The 17,807-nt window shown below is 45.4% G+C and carries 14 protein-coding genes; 5 read left to right on the forward strand and 9 right to left on the reverse strand.

What is annotated here, in order from left to right:
* Positions 1-40 precede the first annotated feature (40 nt).
* Entirely contained in the window at positions 41-1,228 is a 1,188-nt protein-coding gene (locus ACOJRU_RS11200; RefSeq protein WP_421131831.1) for a retroviral-like aspartic protease family protein, read from the forward strand.
* 97 nt (positions 1,229-1,325) lie between these two features.
* Here the strand turns inward: ACOJRU_RS11200 and ACOJRU_RS11205 are convergent, their stop codons facing one another.
* Complete coding sequence (locus ACOJRU_RS11205) at positions 1,326-3,368, reverse strand: FAD-dependent oxidoreductase (RefSeq protein ID WP_421131832.1); 2,043 nt, start codon at positions 3,366-3,368, stop codon at positions 1,326-1,328.
* 33 nt (positions 3,369-3,401) lie between these two features.
* Positions 3,402-4,241 (reverse strand): crotonase/enoyl-CoA hydratase family protein, encoded by an 840-nt coding sequence (locus tag ACOJRU_RS11210; protein WP_421134757.1) that lies wholly within the window; start codon positions 4,239-4,241, stop codon positions 3,402-3,404.
* Between the two features lie 146 nt (positions 4,242-4,387).
* Here ACOJRU_RS11210 and ACOJRU_RS11215 point away from each other — a divergent pair, with 146 nt between their 5' ends.
* Positions 4,388-4,996, forward strand: a complete 609-nt coding sequence (locus ACOJRU_RS11215; protein WP_421131833.1) for a TetR/AcrR family transcriptional regulator — start codon at positions 4,388-4,390, stop codon at positions 4,994-4,996.
* Here the strand turns inward: ACOJRU_RS11215 and ACOJRU_RS11220 are convergent.
* Positions 4,986-6,617, reverse strand: coding sequence for a GMC family oxidoreductase (locus tag ACOJRU_RS11220; RefSeq protein ID WP_421131834.1), 1,632 nt, complete (start codon positions 6,615-6,617; stop codon positions 4,986-4,988). The two genes, ACOJRU_RS11215 and ACOJRU_RS11220, sit on opposite strands and share 11 nt — an antisense overlap.
* A 197-nt stretch (positions 6,618-6,814) precedes the next feature.
* Here ACOJRU_RS11220 and ACOJRU_RS11225 point away from each other — a divergent pair, with 197 nt between their 5' ends.
* Positions 6,815-7,531, forward strand: a complete 717-nt coding sequence (locus ACOJRU_RS11225; protein WP_421131835.1) for a DUF1439 domain-containing protein — start codon at positions 6,815-6,817, stop codon at positions 7,529-7,531.
* A 68-nt stretch (positions 7,532-7,599) separates the two neighbouring features.
* On the opposite strand, the gene ACOJRU_RS11230 is transcribed toward ACOJRU_RS11225, so the two are convergent.
* The 3 genes from ACOJRU_RS11230 to ACOJRU_RS11240 are packed head-to-tail and all read right to left on the reverse strand — an operon-like array spanning position 7,600 to position 10,927.
* Positions 7,600-9,039, reverse strand: coding sequence for a wax ester/triacylglycerol synthase domain-containing protein (locus tag ACOJRU_RS11230; RefSeq protein WP_421131836.1), 1,440 nt, complete (start codon positions 9,037-9,039; stop codon positions 7,600-7,602).
* A 12-nt stretch (positions 9,040-9,051) separates the two neighbouring features.
* A complete protein-coding gene (locus tag ACOJRU_RS11235; protein WP_421131837.1) occupies positions 9,052-9,717 on the reverse strand; it encodes a TetR/AcrR family transcriptional regulator in 666 nt (221 codons plus the stop codon).
* Position 9,718: 1 nt separating this feature from the next.
* Complete coding sequence (locus ACOJRU_RS11240; RefSeq protein WP_421131838.1) at positions 9,719-10,927, reverse strand: DUF445 domain-containing protein; 1,209 nt, start codon at positions 10,925-10,927, stop codon at positions 9,719-9,721.
* 249 nt (positions 10,928-11,176) lie between these two features.
* On the opposite strand from ACOJRU_RS11240, the gene ACOJRU_RS11245 reads away from it, so the two are divergent.
* Together ACOJRU_RS11245 and ACOJRU_RS11250 are read left to right on the forward strand one after the other, a co-directional pair.
* Positions 11,177-12,628, forward strand: a complete 1,452-nt coding sequence (locus ACOJRU_RS11245) for a DUF3336 domain-containing protein (RefSeq protein ID WP_421131839.1) — start codon at positions 11,177-11,179, stop codon at positions 12,626-12,628.
* Between the two features lie 57 nt (positions 12,629-12,685).
* Positions 12,686-14,119 carry a hypothetical protein gene (locus ACOJRU_RS11250; protein ID WP_421131840.1) on the forward strand — a complete coding sequence of 478 codons (1,434 nt, stop codon included), beginning with the start codon at positions 12,686-12,688 and terminating at the stop codon, positions 14,117-14,119.
* 55 nt (positions 14,120-14,174) lie between these two features.
* Here ACOJRU_RS11250 and ACOJRU_RS11255 read toward each other — a convergent pair whose 3' ends face one another.
* The 3 genes from ACOJRU_RS11255 to ACOJRU_RS11265 form a co-directional block, all read right to left on the reverse strand.
* On the reverse strand, positions 14,175-14,858 hold the full coding sequence (locus tag ACOJRU_RS11255) for a hypothetical protein (protein ID WP_421131841.1): 684 nt from the start codon (positions 14,856-14,858) through the stop codon (positions 14,175-14,177).
* Positions 14,859-14,952: 94 nt separating this feature from the next.
* Positions 14,953-15,315, reverse strand: a complete 363-nt coding sequence (locus ACOJRU_RS11260) for a phasin-related domain-containing protein (protein ID WP_421131842.1) — start codon at positions 15,313-15,315, stop codon at positions 14,953-14,955.
* Positions 15,316-15,462: 147 nt separating this feature from the next.
* On the reverse strand, positions 15,463-17,649 hold the full coding sequence (locus ACOJRU_RS11265) for a S9 family peptidase (protein ID WP_421131843.1): 2,187 nt from the start codon (positions 17,647-17,649) through the stop codon (positions 15,463-15,465).
* Between the last annotated feature and the right edge of the window lie 158 nt (positions 17,650-17,807).

Genomic DNA, 17,807 nt, shown 5'->3' on the forward strand with positions numbered 1-17,807 from the left:
GCGTGCGCGTATTCACATTAACAACACGGAAAGAAACGCAATGAAAACTGGGGTTATTTGGGCATTACTGGTAGCGCTTATTGCCTCGCTGGTGGCTAATATCTATTTGTTTAATCGTATGAATACCCCTGTCCAGCAGCGTACATCGGCTGAAAATACAGTCGCCTCTAGTACGTATGATGAGGCATCAGCATTGGACAACATTAACGGCAACGCGGTATTTGAACATGCAAGCCCCTTTAACAATAACGGCGTAATAGGGGCAAATGAGAATGACAAAAACAATCAAACGAACACGTTTTTACCCTATGACGAACTAGTAACGTTGCTTAACGCGCAAGAATTCGAGAGCCTGCGTTATCAACTTGCGTTGCAGTTACAAACCAACCCGCTCGATGAGCAATTATTGCTGTTAGAAGCAAAGCTGATTGCGCTTACCAAACCGCTTCACGTTGCTATCATCCACTATTACGACATGCTAGATTTACCGCTTAGTGCAGCTGCAATAGCCTCAATACAAAACAGCATCGACGCCCGTTATGAAAATGCCCAACAGCAGCTAAAAAAGAATAGGCAATGGACGCTGATGGCCACATTAAACGAACCCTTGTTTCAACGTATTACAAATGAAAAGCGCTATATCCTTAATTTGGCAACTGCATACGCCCACATGAAAAACATCACGTTAATGGAAGACACATTGGCCAGCCTTCCCTTTGACGATGCCGACGCCGCGCGTATTCGCGCACTGTCTTTGCAAGCCGCCAATAACAACAACGCATCAACCGACGAGCTTTTCGACAACGGCATTGAGCCGCTAGGCAATAACGTCACCCGCGTACCGCTTATAAAAGAAGGCGATCAGTACCGCGTAAAAGTGCGTGCGCTTAATCAACGCGCTGAGATGATTGTTGATACCGGCGCCACGACTACGGCCATTACGACAGGGCTATTTGCACGATTGAGCGGTTACCGCAGGCTTGTTTTTGTAGGTAACTTCAATGTTAAAACGGCTGCCGGAACTATTGAGGCGCCCATGGTACAAATACCAAAATTCTATTTTGCAGGTTACGAATTTACTAACCTATCGGCGTTGGTGTTGCCTGCTGACGTACTTGGTGAAAGTGACGGGCTATTAGGCATGAATGTACTGAGGGAGTTCGACTTCTCGTTGCGAGCACAAGAGGAAACGTTATTGCTTAAGCACAAAATGCCCGCAGCAGATTAACCCTTTTGTGACCGAGCGAACAAAGAAAAAGGCGATTGAGATGTTTGCTCAATCGCCTTTATTATTTGTATGCGGTACTGATGTTATGACGCGGTAATTACACCGCGGCGCATACGCGCGTACCTTGGTCGATAGCACGCTTAGCATCAAGCTCAAGCGCTTCATCGGCCCCACCAATTAGGTGGTACGGCATGTTAAGACCTTCAACAATGTCACGCATCGGCTCTTGACCGGCACAGATAATAATATTGTCGACAGCTAATACTTGTTGCTTATCATCAACCGTAATGTGCAGCCCTTCATCATCAATTTTGTCGTAAGTCACACCCGCAACCAAATTAACGCCTTTGGCAATTAGGCCTGCGCGATGTGCCCAACCTGTGGTTTTACCAAGGCCTGCACCGACTTTCGACGTTTTACGCTGCAGTAGGAAAATCTCGCGTGGAGATTTATCCGGCTGCGGTGTCATACCTTCGGTACCAGAGCGGGCTTGTAACGTCATATCAATCCCCCACTCCTTCATAAAGGCTGGAATATCTTGGCTAGGCGTTTCTTCGCCGTGCGATAAGAACTCTGCCGTATCAAAGCCAATACCACCGGCACCAATAATGGCAACACGATTACCCACCGGCTTTTTGTCTCTTAGTACGTCGATATAAGAAAGCACTTTGCTGTGCTCTATGCCAACAATTGCAGGCGTACGCGGTTTAATGCCGGTAGCAACCATGACTTCATCGAACCCTTCAGCGTTAAGCGTATCTGCGCTTACGCGAGTATTAAGCTTAAGCGTAATATTATCGTGAAGCTCTATTTGGCGAGCGAAATAACGTAACGTTTCGTAAAACTCTTCTTTGCCAGGGATCTGCTTGGCAATATTAAACTGGCCACCAATTTCGCTGGCTGAGTCATAAATAACCACGTCATGCCCGCGCTGCGCAGACGTAACCGCCGACGCTAACCCTGCTGGCCCAGCACCCACTACGGCAACGCGTTTTTTGATGTCTGCCGGCACGATGTTTACTTCGGTTTCGTGGCACGCACGTGGATTAACCAAGCAGCTAGTTAGCTTGCCGTTAAACACATGATCAAGACACGCTTGGTTACACCCAATACACGTGTTTATCTCGTCGGCTTTGTTTTGCTGCGCTTTGCGCACAAAGTCAGCATCGGCCAAGAATGGGCGCGCCATCGATACCATGTCGGCATCACCACGGGCTAATACGTCTTCTGCTACTTCAGGTGTGTTAATACGGTTAGACGTAATAACCGGAATAGACAGCGCTTCACGAAACTTCGCCGTAACCCACGTAAATGCCGCGCGCGGTACTTTTGTCGATATGGTAGGGATACGCGCTTCGTGCCAACCAATACCCGTATTGATAATGGTAGCACCTGCTTTTTCAATTTCTTTACCCAGTTGAACAACTTCGTCGTAATTCGACCCGCCTTCTACTAAGTCCAGCATAGACAAGCGGTAGATGATGATAAAGTGTTGACCTACGGCCTCGCGCACTCTGCGGACGACTTCAATAGGCAGGCGAATACGGTTTTCATACTCACCGCCCCACTCATCATCACGATGGTTGGTACGCTTCGCAATAAACTGGTTAAGGAAATAGCCTTCCGAGCCCATAATTTCTACGCCGTCATACCCTGCGCGCTGCGCTTGGATAGCCGCCGTAATGAAATCTTGAATTTGTTTTTCAATTTCATCAGATTCGAGTGCTTTAGGCTTAAACGGGTTGATGGGCGCTTGTACAGCCGATGGTGCAACAAGCTTTGGCCCATATGCATAGCGGCCTGTATGCAAAATTTGCATACAAATTTTACCACCTGCAATGTGCACAGCATCGGTTACTTCTTTGTGGTTATTCACTGCTTCGTCGGTGTCTAAACGGAATGTCGATGGGTGCGTTGCGCCCTCTTCATTAGGCCCAATACCACCGGTAACAATAAGGCCTACGCCGCCGCGTGCACGCTCTGCGTAAAATGCAGCCATACGCTTATGGCCGTTAGGAAGTTCTTCTAGCCCGGTATGCATAGAGCCCATCAACACGCGGTTTTTTAACTGCGTAAACCCTAAATCGAGAGGGCGAAACAAATGGGGGTACACGGGATGATCAGTAACGGTCTGGTTCATGATAAATCCTTGAAAAATGCCTGTTGATGTTAATTATGATTTCATTTCTTTTATCGCGCCAAGCAGCGGCGGATAATCGGGAAGTGTCTTAGTTTTTTGCGCTTCCATCGCTTTGAAAACATCTTCCATTTGGAACATACCTGCCTGCCAGGTAGCCATATAATTTAAGCTGTCTTCAACCGTATGCTCGATAGCGTAATTAATCATAGTCTTTGTGCCCGCTACCGCCATAGGCGAATTAGCAGCAATTTGCTGAGCAATTTTGTTTACGCCGTCTAGCATCGCATCGTGGTCGCTAAACACACGGTTCACAAAACCATACTCTTGTGCTTCTTGTGCGCCGAAGTTACGGCCTGTATAGGCTAATTCTTTTACTACACCAATGGGGATGAGTTTAGGCAAACGCTGCAATGTACCGACATCAGCAGTCATGCCTAGCTGTGTTTCTTTGATAGTGAAGAATGCATCTTGTGTGCAGTACCGCATATCGCAAGCACTCAGTAAGTCTACTGCACCGCCTATTGCGCCACCTTGCACCGCACCGATAACTGGCATTCTTGCTTGTTCAATTGCACTAAAGCTATCTTGAAGCAGCTTGACCATTCTGCGCATGCGCTCAGCGCGGCGTGCAGGGTCGCCTTTGAAGTCTTCTTTCATGTTAAGGAATACAGACAGGTCCATACCCGCAGAAAAGTGCTTACCGGTTGACGTGATAACAATAACGCGAGCACTTCCCTCGTCGTCAATAGCACGAATAGCAGCCGGAAACTCGGTCCAAAATGCAGGTGTCATGCTGTTCATTGCGTCGGGTCGATTAAGCGTTATGTAGGCAATATGCCCTTTTTGTTCAACGTCTAATGTAGAGTACTTCATGGTTTGTACTGCCTCCATGGTGAATTTCTATTAACAAATTTGCAAACTAGACAGCGTCAAGATAAAAGGCTATGTTGACACTGTCAAGATAAAACGATATCTATTCACTTTGTTTAAGAAATTAATGCGGAAACTTTTACCCTAGCATGACAAATACAGCCCAAAACTATCACCATGGCGACTTACGCTCAGCCCTTATTGAGGCTGCAACGACGCGGTTGTCTTGTTATGGGGTCGACAGTTTGAGTTTGCGAAAGCTTGCAGAAGATGCAGGTGTATCTCGCACCGCGCCTTATCATCACTTTAAAGATAAAAGTGCGCTGCTTAGTGCAATTGCCGCAAAAGGGTTTAGTGATTGGCATTCCACTGCAAAACGTATTTTTGAACAAAACGAAAAAACGCCACAGGCGCGGTTTAGGGAATTTGTGCATGAATACGTGGGGTATGCTGCAAAAAACCCCGAAATGTATGAGCTTATGTTTGGCCGTACTATATGGCAAAACAATGCAGCAACGCATGATTTAAAAGACGTGGCGTACCCAAGCTTTCAATTTCAAGTAACCATGACCCGATATTGGCAACAGCGCGGCCTGTTGCCCGAAAATCAAGATGCGCTGCGCTTGGCCCAGGTCACGTGGGGAACCCTTCACGGTATAGCACGATTGTTAATTGATGGCATTTATGCCGACAACAGCCACATTGATGAAATGTGTGACTGTGCTGCCGACCTGTTTATGCAGGCTGCTATAAAGTAACAGGCGCTCCCTCGTGCTCGGCACGAATAAAGTCGGCAGCACGCTCGGCAATCATTACGGTGGGTGCATTGGTGTTTCCGCCAATCAAGCTTGGCATCACCGACGCATCAACGACTCTTAGCCCCTCGATACCACGCACTTTTAGCTGGTTATTCACCACCGCCATAGGGTCGTCATCGCTCCCCATTTTGCAAGTACCGATGGGATGATAGATGGTTTCGCTACGTTCTTTTAAAAACTCGATGATAGCGTCGTCGTCTTGTGCGTCTTCTCCGGGATACAGTTCGCTACCACCGAACGGCTCAAATGAGGGTGCTGACAACAGTTTACGCGCTATTTTCACCGCTTCGACCATCACCGTAATATCGTCTTCATGCGTTAAATAACCGGGGTCGATAAGCGCATGATCTTGTGGGTGGTTGCTTTGAAGCTTTATGGTGCCGCGACTTTTAGGGTACAAACAGCACACGTGTAGGCCATAGCCATATCCAAACGCCAGTTGGCGACCATGGTCATTCAAAATTGCGGGTAAAAAGTGAAACTGAATATCGGGACCGTGTTTAGCCAGTGATGAGCTTACAAACCCGCCTGCTTCTGCAATATTTGAAGAAAAAATGCCATCGCGTTTAAATAAATAGTCGAACGACGCCTTAATGTAGGACGGCAGCGCACCGGCCGCAACCGCATACCCTTCTCTGGCTTTGCACGTGTGTTGTACAATGGCGTCGAGGTGATCTTGCAGGTTGCAACCTACGCCCGGCAAGTCTTGCTGCACATAAATGCCTTTTTCTTCTAGTTCGGCGCGCGGCCCAATACCCGATAACATCAGCAACTGTGGTGAGTTAATGGCACCACCGCACAATATAACTTCACTATTGGCAAAATAGCGCGCCACTTTTCCTTTCTCTCGCACTTGTACGCCTTTGGCACGTTTGTCTTTCAACAACACTTTTTCTGCCATTATTTTGGTCATCACCGTAAGGTTTGTTCGGTGTTTTGCCTGCGTTAAATACCCTTTTGCGGTAGAGCAGCGTTGGCCGTTGATTTGCGTGACATGGTAGTAACCAATACCCTCGCGTTGCTCACGATTAAAGTCATCAATGCGATTATAATCAGCATGAGAAGCGGCGTTTACGAAGGCTTCAGACAACACCGAGGTATGCTTTAGTTTTGCCACATTAAGCGGCCCGCCCGTGCCATGAAATTCATCGGCGCCTTCTTCAAAATTCTCCGAACGTTTAAAATAAGGGAGTACGCTATCAAACCCCCAACCTTGTGCCCCTTCGGTTACCCAACGGTCGTAATCTTCCCTTTGACCTCGGATATAGCACATTGCATTAACGGAACTGCTGCCACCTAGTGTTTTACCTCGAGGCCAAAACAACTCTCGCTCATACATGGCCTTTTGCGGTGCGGTATGATACCCCCACCCTACCGATTCAAAACGGCTAAGCAGCGATAAACCAAATGGAATATGAATAAGAGGGTTAGTGTCTTTGCCACCCGCTTCAAGTAGCAGCACGCGTAGCGCAGGGTTTTCTGAAAGCCTTGTTGCCAGCACAGCCCCCGCTGAACCACCACCAACGATGATGTAATCATAAGTTCTGTCCGAATCATTCATACTATGCTCCACGCGGCCATTTACGCCATTTGAATTCTGGGTTAGTGTTACTTAACAATGCCTGCGCTATTGTTAATAAAATGTTGTGGTACGACCAGATTACCAAACTCTTCCTATTCATTGGAAGCGCTATATAGAAAATAAGGTTATTCTTTCGTTTACTGCGTTCTTTCTTCGGCTCTTAAAAGTACAAATCGATGTCTCTAGCGTTTAAATCGCAATGCAAGTATTGGATAGCCTCACTAATGGTTAAGTTGGGGAAATTAACCCACGACGATTTTACCATTGAAGAACTTAACGCCTTAGTTCAACCTGAACTGCCTACCAGTGTCGACCTAGACATTCCTGTTGGGACCGCTACCGTTACGGTAGAGTCTGGCACCGTATCGTTGTGTGAAGAAACAAACCGTATATTTTTCCAGGCGTTTACATCAATGCAAGTCGCGGTTGCCAATAGTGTGATTTATCGTGCTCACGTGGTGGTTACGTTAAGCGCCACACCCACGTATAACGTAGACGATAAACGAGTTTCTCTTACCCATACCGCCGTTGAAAGTATCCAACTGGTCAACGACGACTATGCCTTAATTAAAGACACCCGGTTTCTGCTCTCTAAGTTGGTACCCGGCCGGCTTGACAGTATTATTGGTCAATCGCTTAAAACGGCACTATCACTTGTTACGGCGGGCACATCAGACACTGCTGCCAATTATCTATCGCTATATTTGTCGGGCTCTACCCATGCGATATTGAACTACCATAAGCCGCAGATTACACAGGCAATTTTACGAGAAACCGATAAACTCCCACTTTTCCATACAATGAGAGATGACGTGTGGCGAGAAGCGTTATTTGCGCGTTATGGTAAGCAAGTTGGTGTTGCTGAGAACCGTTTACGCTTCTATTTGGTGTAGTGCTGTTATCTTTAGCTTTTAAGCGGCCCAGTACCCCCGCTTTACCGAATCAAATACCTCGTTACTGGCTATGGCTCAGTAATAATAGATACCGGCACCACTTCTTCATGTTCGCCTAAGTCATCGATATTTAAACTTGGGTTATCGACACTTGCTTCAAGCATATCAAACGCATCTGCGCAGTAGTGTGCCAATGCATGTAATGAATCAATATTTTTGTTACAGCACACCATGCCTATATTTGCCTTTCCGGCATACGTCATTAGCGTAATATTTACACCGCCCCCGGGGGTCATGGTTGAGATGGGATAGCATCCCAATAACTTGCTGTCTTTTAGATATCGAACATCTTTTGGGCCGGGCAAATTACTGACCAATATATTAGCAATGGGTTTCACAAAACTCGAAAGGTGCAGCTTTTCAAAAACCAATGCAAGCGATTGAATGACGATGGTGTAACCACTAAAGGCCGCAGGACGAGCATGCTGCGCCGCAAACTTCACAATACGGTGATTCACCACAATTTGTCGTAAGCGTAAATACGGGTCGCGTTCTGCATGGGCCAACTGCACGGGAACAATAGCAATCTTGTTTCCCGTTGTTTTTTCTCCAGGCTTGCGCAAATTTATGGGCATATTTGTGTATAACGCTTTGTTAAACACTTGGCCGTTGTCCTGCAACAACTTATGCACGCCAATATCAAACGCACATAGCAACACTTCGTTAGCGGTTGAGCGCGTGCGCCTGGCCAACGCTTTCACGCGGTTGAAGTCTAAGTCGAGCGTCGCCACTGCGCGCCCCGCTTTCACTTGGCCGGTTAACAATGTTTTTGTACCGGTAAACGGTACAGGCATGTAGTGTGAATTCACGCGAATAATCTTTAAAAATAAGCGTACAAAAATCACTAACATATCAACTACGGTGCGCAGCGCATAACCAACGCCCGCAAGGCGTTTATAGAAACTGATAGGATCACGAGACTTTTTACGTAAACGTTTTGTGGCCCATATCGGCGTAAATTTTTTATCATCTGGGGTAGATACATAACACGATTGAAACCATCGCACTAACGTCGAACCATCTCCGTACATATGGTGCACACGGGCATAAATGGCGTAGCTCTTATTTTTGCCGTCGTAAATAAAATGAAATTGCCACAATGGTTTATCGGGATCTAAGCGTGTTTCATGTAATTTGGCGACGAAGTCATCAAGGCCCACACGGTCGGTAACGTCGTCAATTTTATGAAGCTGCGTATGATAATCCATGTTCAGCGTTTTTACAGGCCGAAACCCCGTGGGGTAACCCATAAAGGTTTTTATTGAGCAATTAAATGGCGAGGTACCTCGAGAAAACCCTCTTATCTCTTGAAATAACGCTGGCACATACTGGCTGCAGTCTGCATTGTCAGGCAGTTCAAGCAATTGAAGCGTGGCAACATGCTTAGGGTTGTCATCTGACTCAGTAATCCAGAACGATTTATCAAGGAACGTGAGTGTTTTGCTCATAGATTCGCCTTATTATTCAAACGTAAACGCTGGTGTAGCTTGGGCTTTATTCGCAAAAGTATGGGTGTTAAGCGCCACTTTTATCGCGTCGAGCTCTTTATTACTAACCGTCAAACGGGGCAACAAACTCACCATCATTAGCGACAGCGCATGGTAACGCTGTGCGGTTTCATCCATATGGCTATTCAGCTCGTCAAACTGACAAGACTGAGTAAGAATAAGTGATATTAAGTCTACTAATAAGGTTCTATCTGCATCGGTGCCTTCAAGCAGTTTTTTGGCGTGAAGCTGGCCGATGAGCATTGAAAGCTGGCTATTTAATTTTGATAGAATCGCTTTTCTTTTTCTCACAATGGCGGGGTATTTTTCCGCTAAATCTGCAGGGCTTCGGTAGAAGAACCGAAACACATGTAAGCTATCGATAAGAAGATACAGGTAATACATAATATCTTCTGCGTGTAACGCGTCTAGCTTATCTGACACCAACACCCGCTGCATATGCTCTTCGTGCATTTGCATCAGTGCCACTACCATGCTCTCTTTACCTTTGAAGTGGTAATAAAGATTCCCCGGGCTAATGTCCAACTCAAGCGCAATATCGACACTGGTGACCGTATTTTCCCCATGGCGATTAAACAAAGCCAATGCCGTCAGTAAAATACGCTGCGCTGTTTTCATATTACACAAACACCAAGTAAAGCTGCGCGATACCTGCCAACATACCCAGTACAGCGCCGGTTAAAATAAGCTTCCATTCATCTTGCTGATACGCGGGGCGAAGTACGCCTTCAAATTCCTCTGGCGTAAGCATTTGCATCCGCTCGCTTAAGTCATGCCCTATTTGTAATGCACCATTGGCATAGTCGAAAGCATAAAGCAGGTATTTATCTGAGTTATCAAAAATTTGCTTTACCGCCAGCGCCTTCATTTTCAGATAGTTTTCGGAGCCTACCCCTAAGGCAAAGTAGGGCTGAGCAATTGCCACATAGCGCTCAATGGCGTCGTTAACATGCAGTTCAATTAACTCTAAAAGCTGTGCCGAGCCGGAACCATGTAAAATGATATGCGTAATGTTCTTAGGCGTAATGAGTTTCTCTTCAATGATAGACGCATACACTTCTGACACTTCTTTTTGCCGCTTTAAAAACATGCCTTGAACCGTAATTGGCCCAAGTTTTTTCGGGTGTTTCGGTTCAAAAATTATTTTAATCGCAATCCAATTGGTTAAATACCCTACGAGCAGCCCACCTAGCGGGAGAATCCACCACGCTTGGTAAAAATACCAAAACAACATGGTAGGCAATCCAAATAGAAAGCCAAAATATAAGCCTGAGCGCACAATGAACGGGAATTCTTTACTTCCCGCGGTAAGAAAAATTTCATTAATAAGCTCGGGGGCGTTTACCAGTTGCTCAACAACCAGTTCTTTTATATCGAGAATTTCTGAGACGTTATATTGGAAGTCATCAACCATCTTATGAACAACATTGGGAATGTCATTTTCAATTCGCTGATACACCAAGTTTTTGCCCTGAACAGGCAGTGCAGCCCATATTTGCGGCGCCGATTCGGCCATGACGTCGTTAACCACTTTACGTATTACCTGCTTTAAGCGACGTTCGATAGCGTTCGTGAGTTCGTCAGGGTCAAGGCGACCGGCAAGCTCCTCTACACTCAATAGCTTGCCAAGTACTAGCTCTACTTCAATTTCAGCCATTTCCCTGCGCTTCGCAGGAATAAGACCTTGCCACCCCAAAAAGGGTTTTATCCCGACAAACTCAATAGGATAAAACATCATTTTTACCGCGAGAAAGTTGGTTAACCAGCCAACGATTGCGCTAATCAATGGTATTGAAAGCAAACTTAATGTTTCTAAATTCCATTCCATACAGCGAGTATCTTGCCTTATTTATTATTATCATAGTCAGGCTACTGAGTGTGTAGTAAATGGTCAATTCTTAATTTGCTATTCCATCGATTTTCATTGCATCAAATCAATAAATGGCATGAAAACGACGACATCGTCACACATTGTGCTCATCACCCTTTATTCAATTTACCGTTATCGTGACTTAGGTAGTGAATTCTAAAATTAACCATTACACTATTTTTAATGGGCAATTTGGGTAAAAAAATTATGGCTGTTTTTGACTTCCGGCTAAAAAAACTAGAACAAGATATTGAACACGCAGACAATTACGATGCGTTTAAAGAAGCAAGCCTTGAACACGACGTTATTTCCGGTGCGCAAGAGTGGAAAGAAAATGACGCCTCTGACGACTATGATTACAAGCTGATTAGAAAACGCGTGCAGCGCCTTCAAATAGCGCGCGGTAACGCTGACATACATGCGCTTATGTCTATTTTACACGAAGGGCTGCATGGTAATTTGGGGAACATTGCCAACCCGGTCATGCGCAGCGAATGTAAAATTGGAACAAAAACGCTCATTGAAAAATTTATCAATGAAGTAAAATTGGCGCTTGATCAAATATACGAAAGTGATGAAGTAGACGTAGATTTTTACGAAAAGCTGTCATTTTTTGAAGAAACCGCGCATGCATTTGGACGCAGTTGCCTAATGTTATCAGGCGGTGCGGGCCTTGGTTTCTTTCACTGCGGTGTAGTGAAATCGCTGAATGAAAGACGCGTGTTACCTACTGTCGTCTCGGGTGCAAGCGCCGGGTCAATTATTGCTGCGATGCTGGGCACTCGTACGCACGATGAGCTTACCGAGTCGCTAAGCGCAGAATTTATTTATGAAACCTTTAAACACTGGCGCCAATTTAAAGGGTTGGGCAAAAGTAGTTTATTTGACAGCTCGGTGCTTGAGAACGCGCTAATTGAATTGTTCGACCTTACGACCTTTGAAGAAGCGTTTAAGAAAACAGGCCGGCACATCACCATCACGGTATCACCTGCTGATTTGCATCAGCATTCTCGGCTGCTAAATGCCAAAACATCACCGAATGCTATTATTACTCAAGCGGTTAGGGCCTCATGCGCGGTGCCCGTCGTGTTTAGCCCGGTACAGCTAAAAGCTAAGAATCAAGCTGGCGACGTCGTACCCTACATTCCAAACAGACGGTTTGCCGATGGGTCGTTGATGGCCGACTTGCCTTATGAGCGACTCGCCCGGTTGTATGGTGTTAACCACAGCATTGTGAGCCAAACTAATCCGGTTGCCGTTCCTTTCATATCGGCGAACAGAATAGATCCGCGCTCAATTTGGGATATGTCAGCACGCCATATTGGTCAGCTTGCAAAAAGTAACAGTATTTTCGCTATCGACTTAATAGAAAGGTTAGTCGCAAATAAAAGTGCTAAGCTTGCGATCCATAAAGTTCGGTCTATTATCGATCAGCAGTATGTGGGAAACATCAACATTCTTCCGAAGCGCCAGTTGAGTAACTTGTCGCACGTGTTAGCGAACCCAACAATAGACAGTATTAATGCGCTAATTGATAGTGGAGAGAAAGCGACATGGCCGCAACTCGATGTTATTGAAAGAAATACCAAAATTAGTGAAACTTTACGGTATTATCTTGCTCAATTGAAAAAACGCGAAGCGTTAGAGTTGGGTCATTGAGTCGAGCTCTGGCCACCTGCCAAAAACAGGTGCAGTTAATGATGGTGAAGAATAATAGTGAGTTTAAAACAAAACAGTCCTGACAGTATTTACACACAGCAGGTAAAACAACTTATCGACCTCGTCTACCCGCAAGAGGCGGGTTACGGCTCGGTGTTTGAAGACGCTCGGCATTATTTTGGTATCACGCCTGAGTTAGAAAAACACGCAAAGGTCATTCAAAGCGACATCGACAAAATAAAAGACGCGCCGGAAAAAGCAGCGGTGGTAGAACAGCTTCAAAAAAAACTCAAAGGCGTAAAGAAGAAGTTAGATGAAGAGCGCCTAGAACGCTTAGCGCGAGTTAATGATATCTGTAATAAATTGGTCGCCCTCAGCGAGGGAGACAGTTGGCTTGAAACGCAACAGCAAAGCGCCAAGTTTTTAGGCACGCTAATGCTTCTTACACGCGGTCCTGAGGGTAAGTTTGAACTTCATCACCAACGCCTAAAGCCGCTTTATAAGGCCGTGCTTGCACTTCGGTTAATCGATAAGCTGCTAAACCACGAAACCATTTCTCACCCCTATTTATCCAAGTACCGCGAGGCCAAATCTCGCTTCAGTGGAAATCAATATTGGCAACAAAAATGGCGGCTAGAACTGGCTACGCCGGTAATAAAGGCGGCGTTGCTTCAAGATGTAGGCTTACAAAGCCCCGATGCAATTACCATTCTTCGTGGTGAAAATAACGAGTTAAGTGAATTTAGGTTGCTTGAAGAGGCTCAGCGTAAAGAATTACTAAAACTAAATTATTATCACACGATGAAGTACTTATCTGATGGGCTGGGTACTCAATCGTATATCGGTAACAGTAAGGAAGAGCGCGCGCTCTTCAATAACGCCCAAAATGACGCTCAAACCTTCCTTGTCAATATGGTCAAAGATGCCTTTGTATCAAAAACGGGATTAGGTGAGATCATTAAGATCCCACAAATTTATGTGTCTGTTATCCTCTCCACCAAATCAGACTACACGCGAAAAGAGCTTCCAAAAGGGTATTTGCTTATCGAGCAGCTGTCTAAGAAGGGAGTGCTAAGCAAGCAACTTGCGGAAGACTTCATTAATATCGTGGGCTACTTTCCGCAAGGTTTCGGAGTAACCTTTATTCCTGTTAATGAAAACGGACAAGAAAAAGACCAATTTGAATGTGGCATTGTGGTTGGACTTAACCCTGAAAAACCAGCAGAACCCACCATAAAGGTGGTTACACGAAATCAGCAATATATTAACCATGGGCATCACGAAGTGGTTTCTAAAAGTCAGAACCTTTACTTCCCTGCCAATCGCAAGAAGCTAATGCGCGTAGGTAAAGACCGTTTACGCGAAATTATGAGCCAGCTTTCTAGTAACTTCACACCCGATGCGGTAGATGACTTAGTCCCGAGTTTCTGGGAGCCTTACGACTTTTTTGCGTTTAAGAAACACCAGAATCTGTGGGCCAAAAACACCTAACCCGCAACAAAAATGCCCACATTATGTGGGCATTTTTACGTAAACGATAATTACATTACTGCGATGTTTTCGTCGAATCTTTTGATGACGACGATATCGCTGACGATTTGGTCGCTGCACTGGCAGGTTTAGTGCTAGTAGATTTAACGCTGGTTGTCTTTGCTGGCGCACGACGCTTTCTGGTAGTGGTCGTTTTCGCTTTACTAGACGACGCCGCTGGCGTTTTTTTAGTCGTTTCTGCTTTCGCTTCTACTGCCGCCTTTGAAGGTGCAGTGGCTGTTGTTTTGCTATCAGCCGGTGCTTTGGCTGCAGGCTTAGCGCGTGTAGCGCGTGGTTTCTTTTCTGCCGCTGCCTTTTTGGCTGATGCTTGCGCCGATTTTTGCGCCGCCTCTTTAGCTGCTAGCAATGCCACCTGCTCGATGAGCAAGTCGACTTTGTGTGATAATTCGGTTAACTGCTGCTCTTTCTGAACGTTGTTTTTGCCACCCGACAACAACGAAAAAAGCGGCATAGATGAAACAAACCCTTGGACTGATGAAAAAAGGCTTCCCGTGGGTAAAGCTTGTTTCAATTCGTTCTCAACCTGAACACCCTTATCCTGCATAGACAGCATGATTTCATGCGTATCATCTAGCCTGTCACTTACGGTCTGAGCAACGGATTCAAGCTGTGCGGTGAGTAGATCCGACCCCGCAGTAAGCCAACCAAAAATGGGAGATGACTTGTACTTAGTAGACATAAAGCCTCCTTGTGAAGCGGTGGATAGGAGCGAGGCTAAAATCGTAGCCTCGCTTTACACGTGTTTTCTTTGAGCCGAAAATGTGTAAGGTTTCTTAGCCCTTGTTAGCAGCTAGTTTAGCAACCGCTTCTGTCAGCGCGTCGATTTTTGCAGATAGCTCTTCGATGCGTTGATCTTGTGGCTCTGCATCAAGACCTAGTTTTTTACGTACGTCAGCAACACGGTTTTCAACATCATTAGTTGTTGATTTAAATTTGCTACGCGCGTCGTCTTCAAGGTTTTCACCTTTAACTACAAGCTCGTCAAACATCTTTGTTGCTTCTTCACTTAGCTTCTCGTAACGGCCTTGCGCTTCTTCTACGCTCTTACCGTATGCACCTAAACCTGCTAACCAGATTTTACGCGCCATGTCTTCAGCTTCGTTTAATTTACCTTTGATTGTATCTGTAGTAGTCATGTTCAGCTCCTAATATAGTTTCAATGCGGTGTGACTTTTTACACCTTGATATAGACTATATAGAGCACAATTAGAAACCGCATACTAAAAACGAAAAAAAGCGATATTTTTTTAAATATCGCTCTTTTTCTTAGTTTTTTGCAACGATTACAGCGCGACGCCCGCTAGGTGTAGCACAAACGCATATTCGAGTGCCGTTGACTCAAAGCGCTTAAACCGCCCAGATGCACCACCATGACCTGCTTCCATATTGGTTTCAAACAACAGTAAGTTATCGTCCGTTTTCATGTCGCGAAGTTTTGCTACCCATTTCATCGGTTCAAAATACTGCACTTGTGAATCGTGAAGCCCAGTGGTGACTAACATATGCGGATAATCTTGCGCACTTACCTGGTCGTAAGGTGAATACGACAGCATGTAATCAAACTCGTCTTTGTTGGCAGGGTTCCCCCACTCGGTGTACTCACCGGTGGTCAGCGGAATAGACGCATCACTCATTGTAGTGACGACATCAACAAACGGTACGTGTGCGCTTACGCCTTTGTATTGTTCAGGTGCCATGTTCACAATTGCACCCATTAACAAGCCACCCGCACTGCCCCCCATAGCAAAGACATTGTCTTTGTCAGCATACTTCGCTTCAACCAGCCCCGTTGTGACATCAATAAAATCAGTAAAGGTATTTACTTTATTATGCATTTTGCCATCTTCATACCAGTCGCGGCCTAGCATTTGACCACCACGAATATGTGCAATTGCCACCACAAAGCCGCGGTCAAGTAATGAAATCCAGCTACTTCTGAATGTTGGCTCTACCGTACTACCGTAAGACCCATAAGCATATTGATAGAGCGGGTTCGTGCCATCCTTCTTAAACATCGCTTTATTGTAAACCAACGACACTGGCACTTTTTCGCCATCGCGGGCATCAACCATAACGCGTTCAGATGCGTACATGTCTGACGTAAAGCTATCCGAGACCTTCGTCTGTTTTTTCACCGTCGATTCGAGCGTATTAAGGTTTACATCAATAATTGAAGCTGGCGTGGTCAACGAGCTGTAATAAATACGCACAGTATCAGTATCAATTTGTGTATTCGACGTAAAGTATGCGCCGTAGATAGGGTCCGTCGTCGGAATATCTTTGCGTTCGTTAGTGGTTAAATTTACTACGCTTAAACGCGGTACGGCATTTTGTTTTTCTTTAATAACAAGGTGCTCGTTCATTACGGTGATGTCTTGAATGTAGACATCAGGGTTATGTGGAACAACCTCTTCCCATGTAGAGATGTCATCAGTAGAAGACGCAGGCGCTTTCATCACACGGAAGTTCTTGGCATCAATATTGGTAAGCACATAATAATGCTCTCCCAGTTTCGCGATGTCATATTCCTGCCCATCTTTAATGGGTAAGAAGACCATAGTGGGTGCCGTGGGTTTATTGGCATCTATTAACGTAACGCCTGTTTTATCAGTGTGATTATGATTAATATAAATGACGTCGTTGTCTTTGCTTTTACTTAATGAGGTATAGAAGGTAGCGTCGGTTTCTTCATAAACCAGCACGTCGTCTGACTGAGGTTTACCCAATTCATGGCGATACACTTGATATCCCAACAACGTTTGCGGGTCTTTTTTTACATAAAAGAAATGGTTATTGTCATTTGCCCACACCACGCTACCAGACGTATCTTCTAGTACGTCATTAAGTAATGTTCCGGTTGTGAGGTCTTTAACGAGAATGGTGTACATTCTTCGGCTCACGGTGTCTTGCGAGTAGGCTAGCAGCTTATTATTTTCGCTTACGTCGTAATCGCCTACATTAAAGTAGTCATGTCCTTTTGCCAGCTCATTAAGATTAAGTAAAACCTCATCGGCACCGTCAAGCGTTGGCTTGCGAAGGAAAACAGGGTATTCGTTGTCGCCAGAGTACTCTCTGTAATACCAATAGCCATTGGAAAACGCGGGGACTGTGGTGTCATCTTTTTCAATACGTGCAACTAATTCGTCGAACAAGGCTTCGCGCACTGGTTTTAGTGGCGCCAATACATGGTCAACATAAGCATTTTCAGCTTCTAAATGTGACAGCACAGCTTCGTCGCTACGGCTGTCATCACGCATCCAATAATAGTCATCGGTGCGAGTAACCCCATGAGCGGTTAACGCGTAAGGTAGTTTCTTTGCTATCGGGGCAGGTTTATCAAGATTTAACATTGTCACTTCTTTCGATGTCGTTGCGTTAGGCGCAGTAGAATCAACCGACGTCGGATTGTTGTTACTATCACACCCAGCAAGCAATGAGCTTGTTGCCAGTGCTATCCAAAAATATTTCATTCTTTTCCCTTTTAGAAAATTACAACGCGAAGCACGAGATACGAAAACCTGACTCGTAATATAATTAAGGCGTCAGCCAACGCTCTACGATAGGGATTTGAAAGCAATAAATGAAGAGCGCAAATTGTTACAACGTATGTCTTCTTTGTATTTTAGGG

Origin of the sequence: Alteromonas algae, assembly GCF_049117195.1 — a bacterium.
Classification (GTDB): domain Bacteria; phylum Pseudomonadota; class Gammaproteobacteria; order Enterobacterales; family Alteromonadaceae; genus Alteromonas.

Coding starts and splice junctions, on each gene's coding strand:
- ACOJRU_RS11200 (WP_421131831.1), top strand. CDS start 41: ATGAAAACTGGGGTTATTTGGGCATTACTGGTAGCGCTTATTGCCTCG.
- ACOJRU_RS11205 (WP_421131832.1), bottom strand. CDS start 3,368: ATGAACCAGACCGTTACTGATCATCCCGTGTACCCCCATTTGTTTCGC.
- ACOJRU_RS11210 (WP_421134757.1), bottom strand. CDS start 4,241: ATGAAGTACTCTACATTAGACGTTGAACAAAAAGGGCATATTGCCTAC.
- ACOJRU_RS11215 (WP_421131833.1), top strand. CDS start 4,388: ATGACAAATACAGCCCAAAACTATCACCATGGCGACTTACGCTCAGCC.
- ACOJRU_RS11220 (WP_421131834.1), bottom strand. CDS start 6,617: ATGAATGATTCGGACAGAACTTATGATTACATCATCGTTGGTGGTGGT.
- ACOJRU_RS11225 (WP_421131835.1), top strand. CDS start 6,815: ATGTCTCTAGCGTTTAAATCGCAATGCAAGTATTGGATAGCCTCACTA.
- ACOJRU_RS11230 (WP_421131836.1), bottom strand. CDS start 9,039: ATGAGCAAAACACTCACGTTCCTTGATAAATCGTTCTGGATTACTGAG.
- ACOJRU_RS11235 (WP_421131837.1), bottom strand. CDS start 9,717: ATGAAAACAGCGCAGCGTATTTTACTGACGGCATTGGCTTTGTTTAAT.
- ACOJRU_RS11240 (WP_421131838.1), bottom strand. CDS start 10,927: ATGGAATGGAATTTAGAAACATTAAGTTTGCTTTCAATACCATTGATT.
- ACOJRU_RS11245 (WP_421131839.1), top strand. CDS start 11,177: ATGGCTGTTTTTGACTTCCGGCTAAAAAAACTAGAACAAGATATTGAA.
- ACOJRU_RS11255 (WP_421131841.1), bottom strand. CDS start 14,858: ATGTCTACTAAGTACAAGTCATCTCCCATTTTTGGTTGGCTTACTGCG.
- ACOJRU_RS11260 (WP_421131842.1), bottom strand. CDS start 15,315: ATGACTACTACAGATACAATCAAAGGTAAATTAAACGAAGCTGAAGAC.
- ACOJRU_RS11265 (WP_421131843.1), bottom strand. CDS start 17,649: ATGAAATATTTTTGGATAGCACTGGCAACAAGCTCATTGCTTGCTGGG.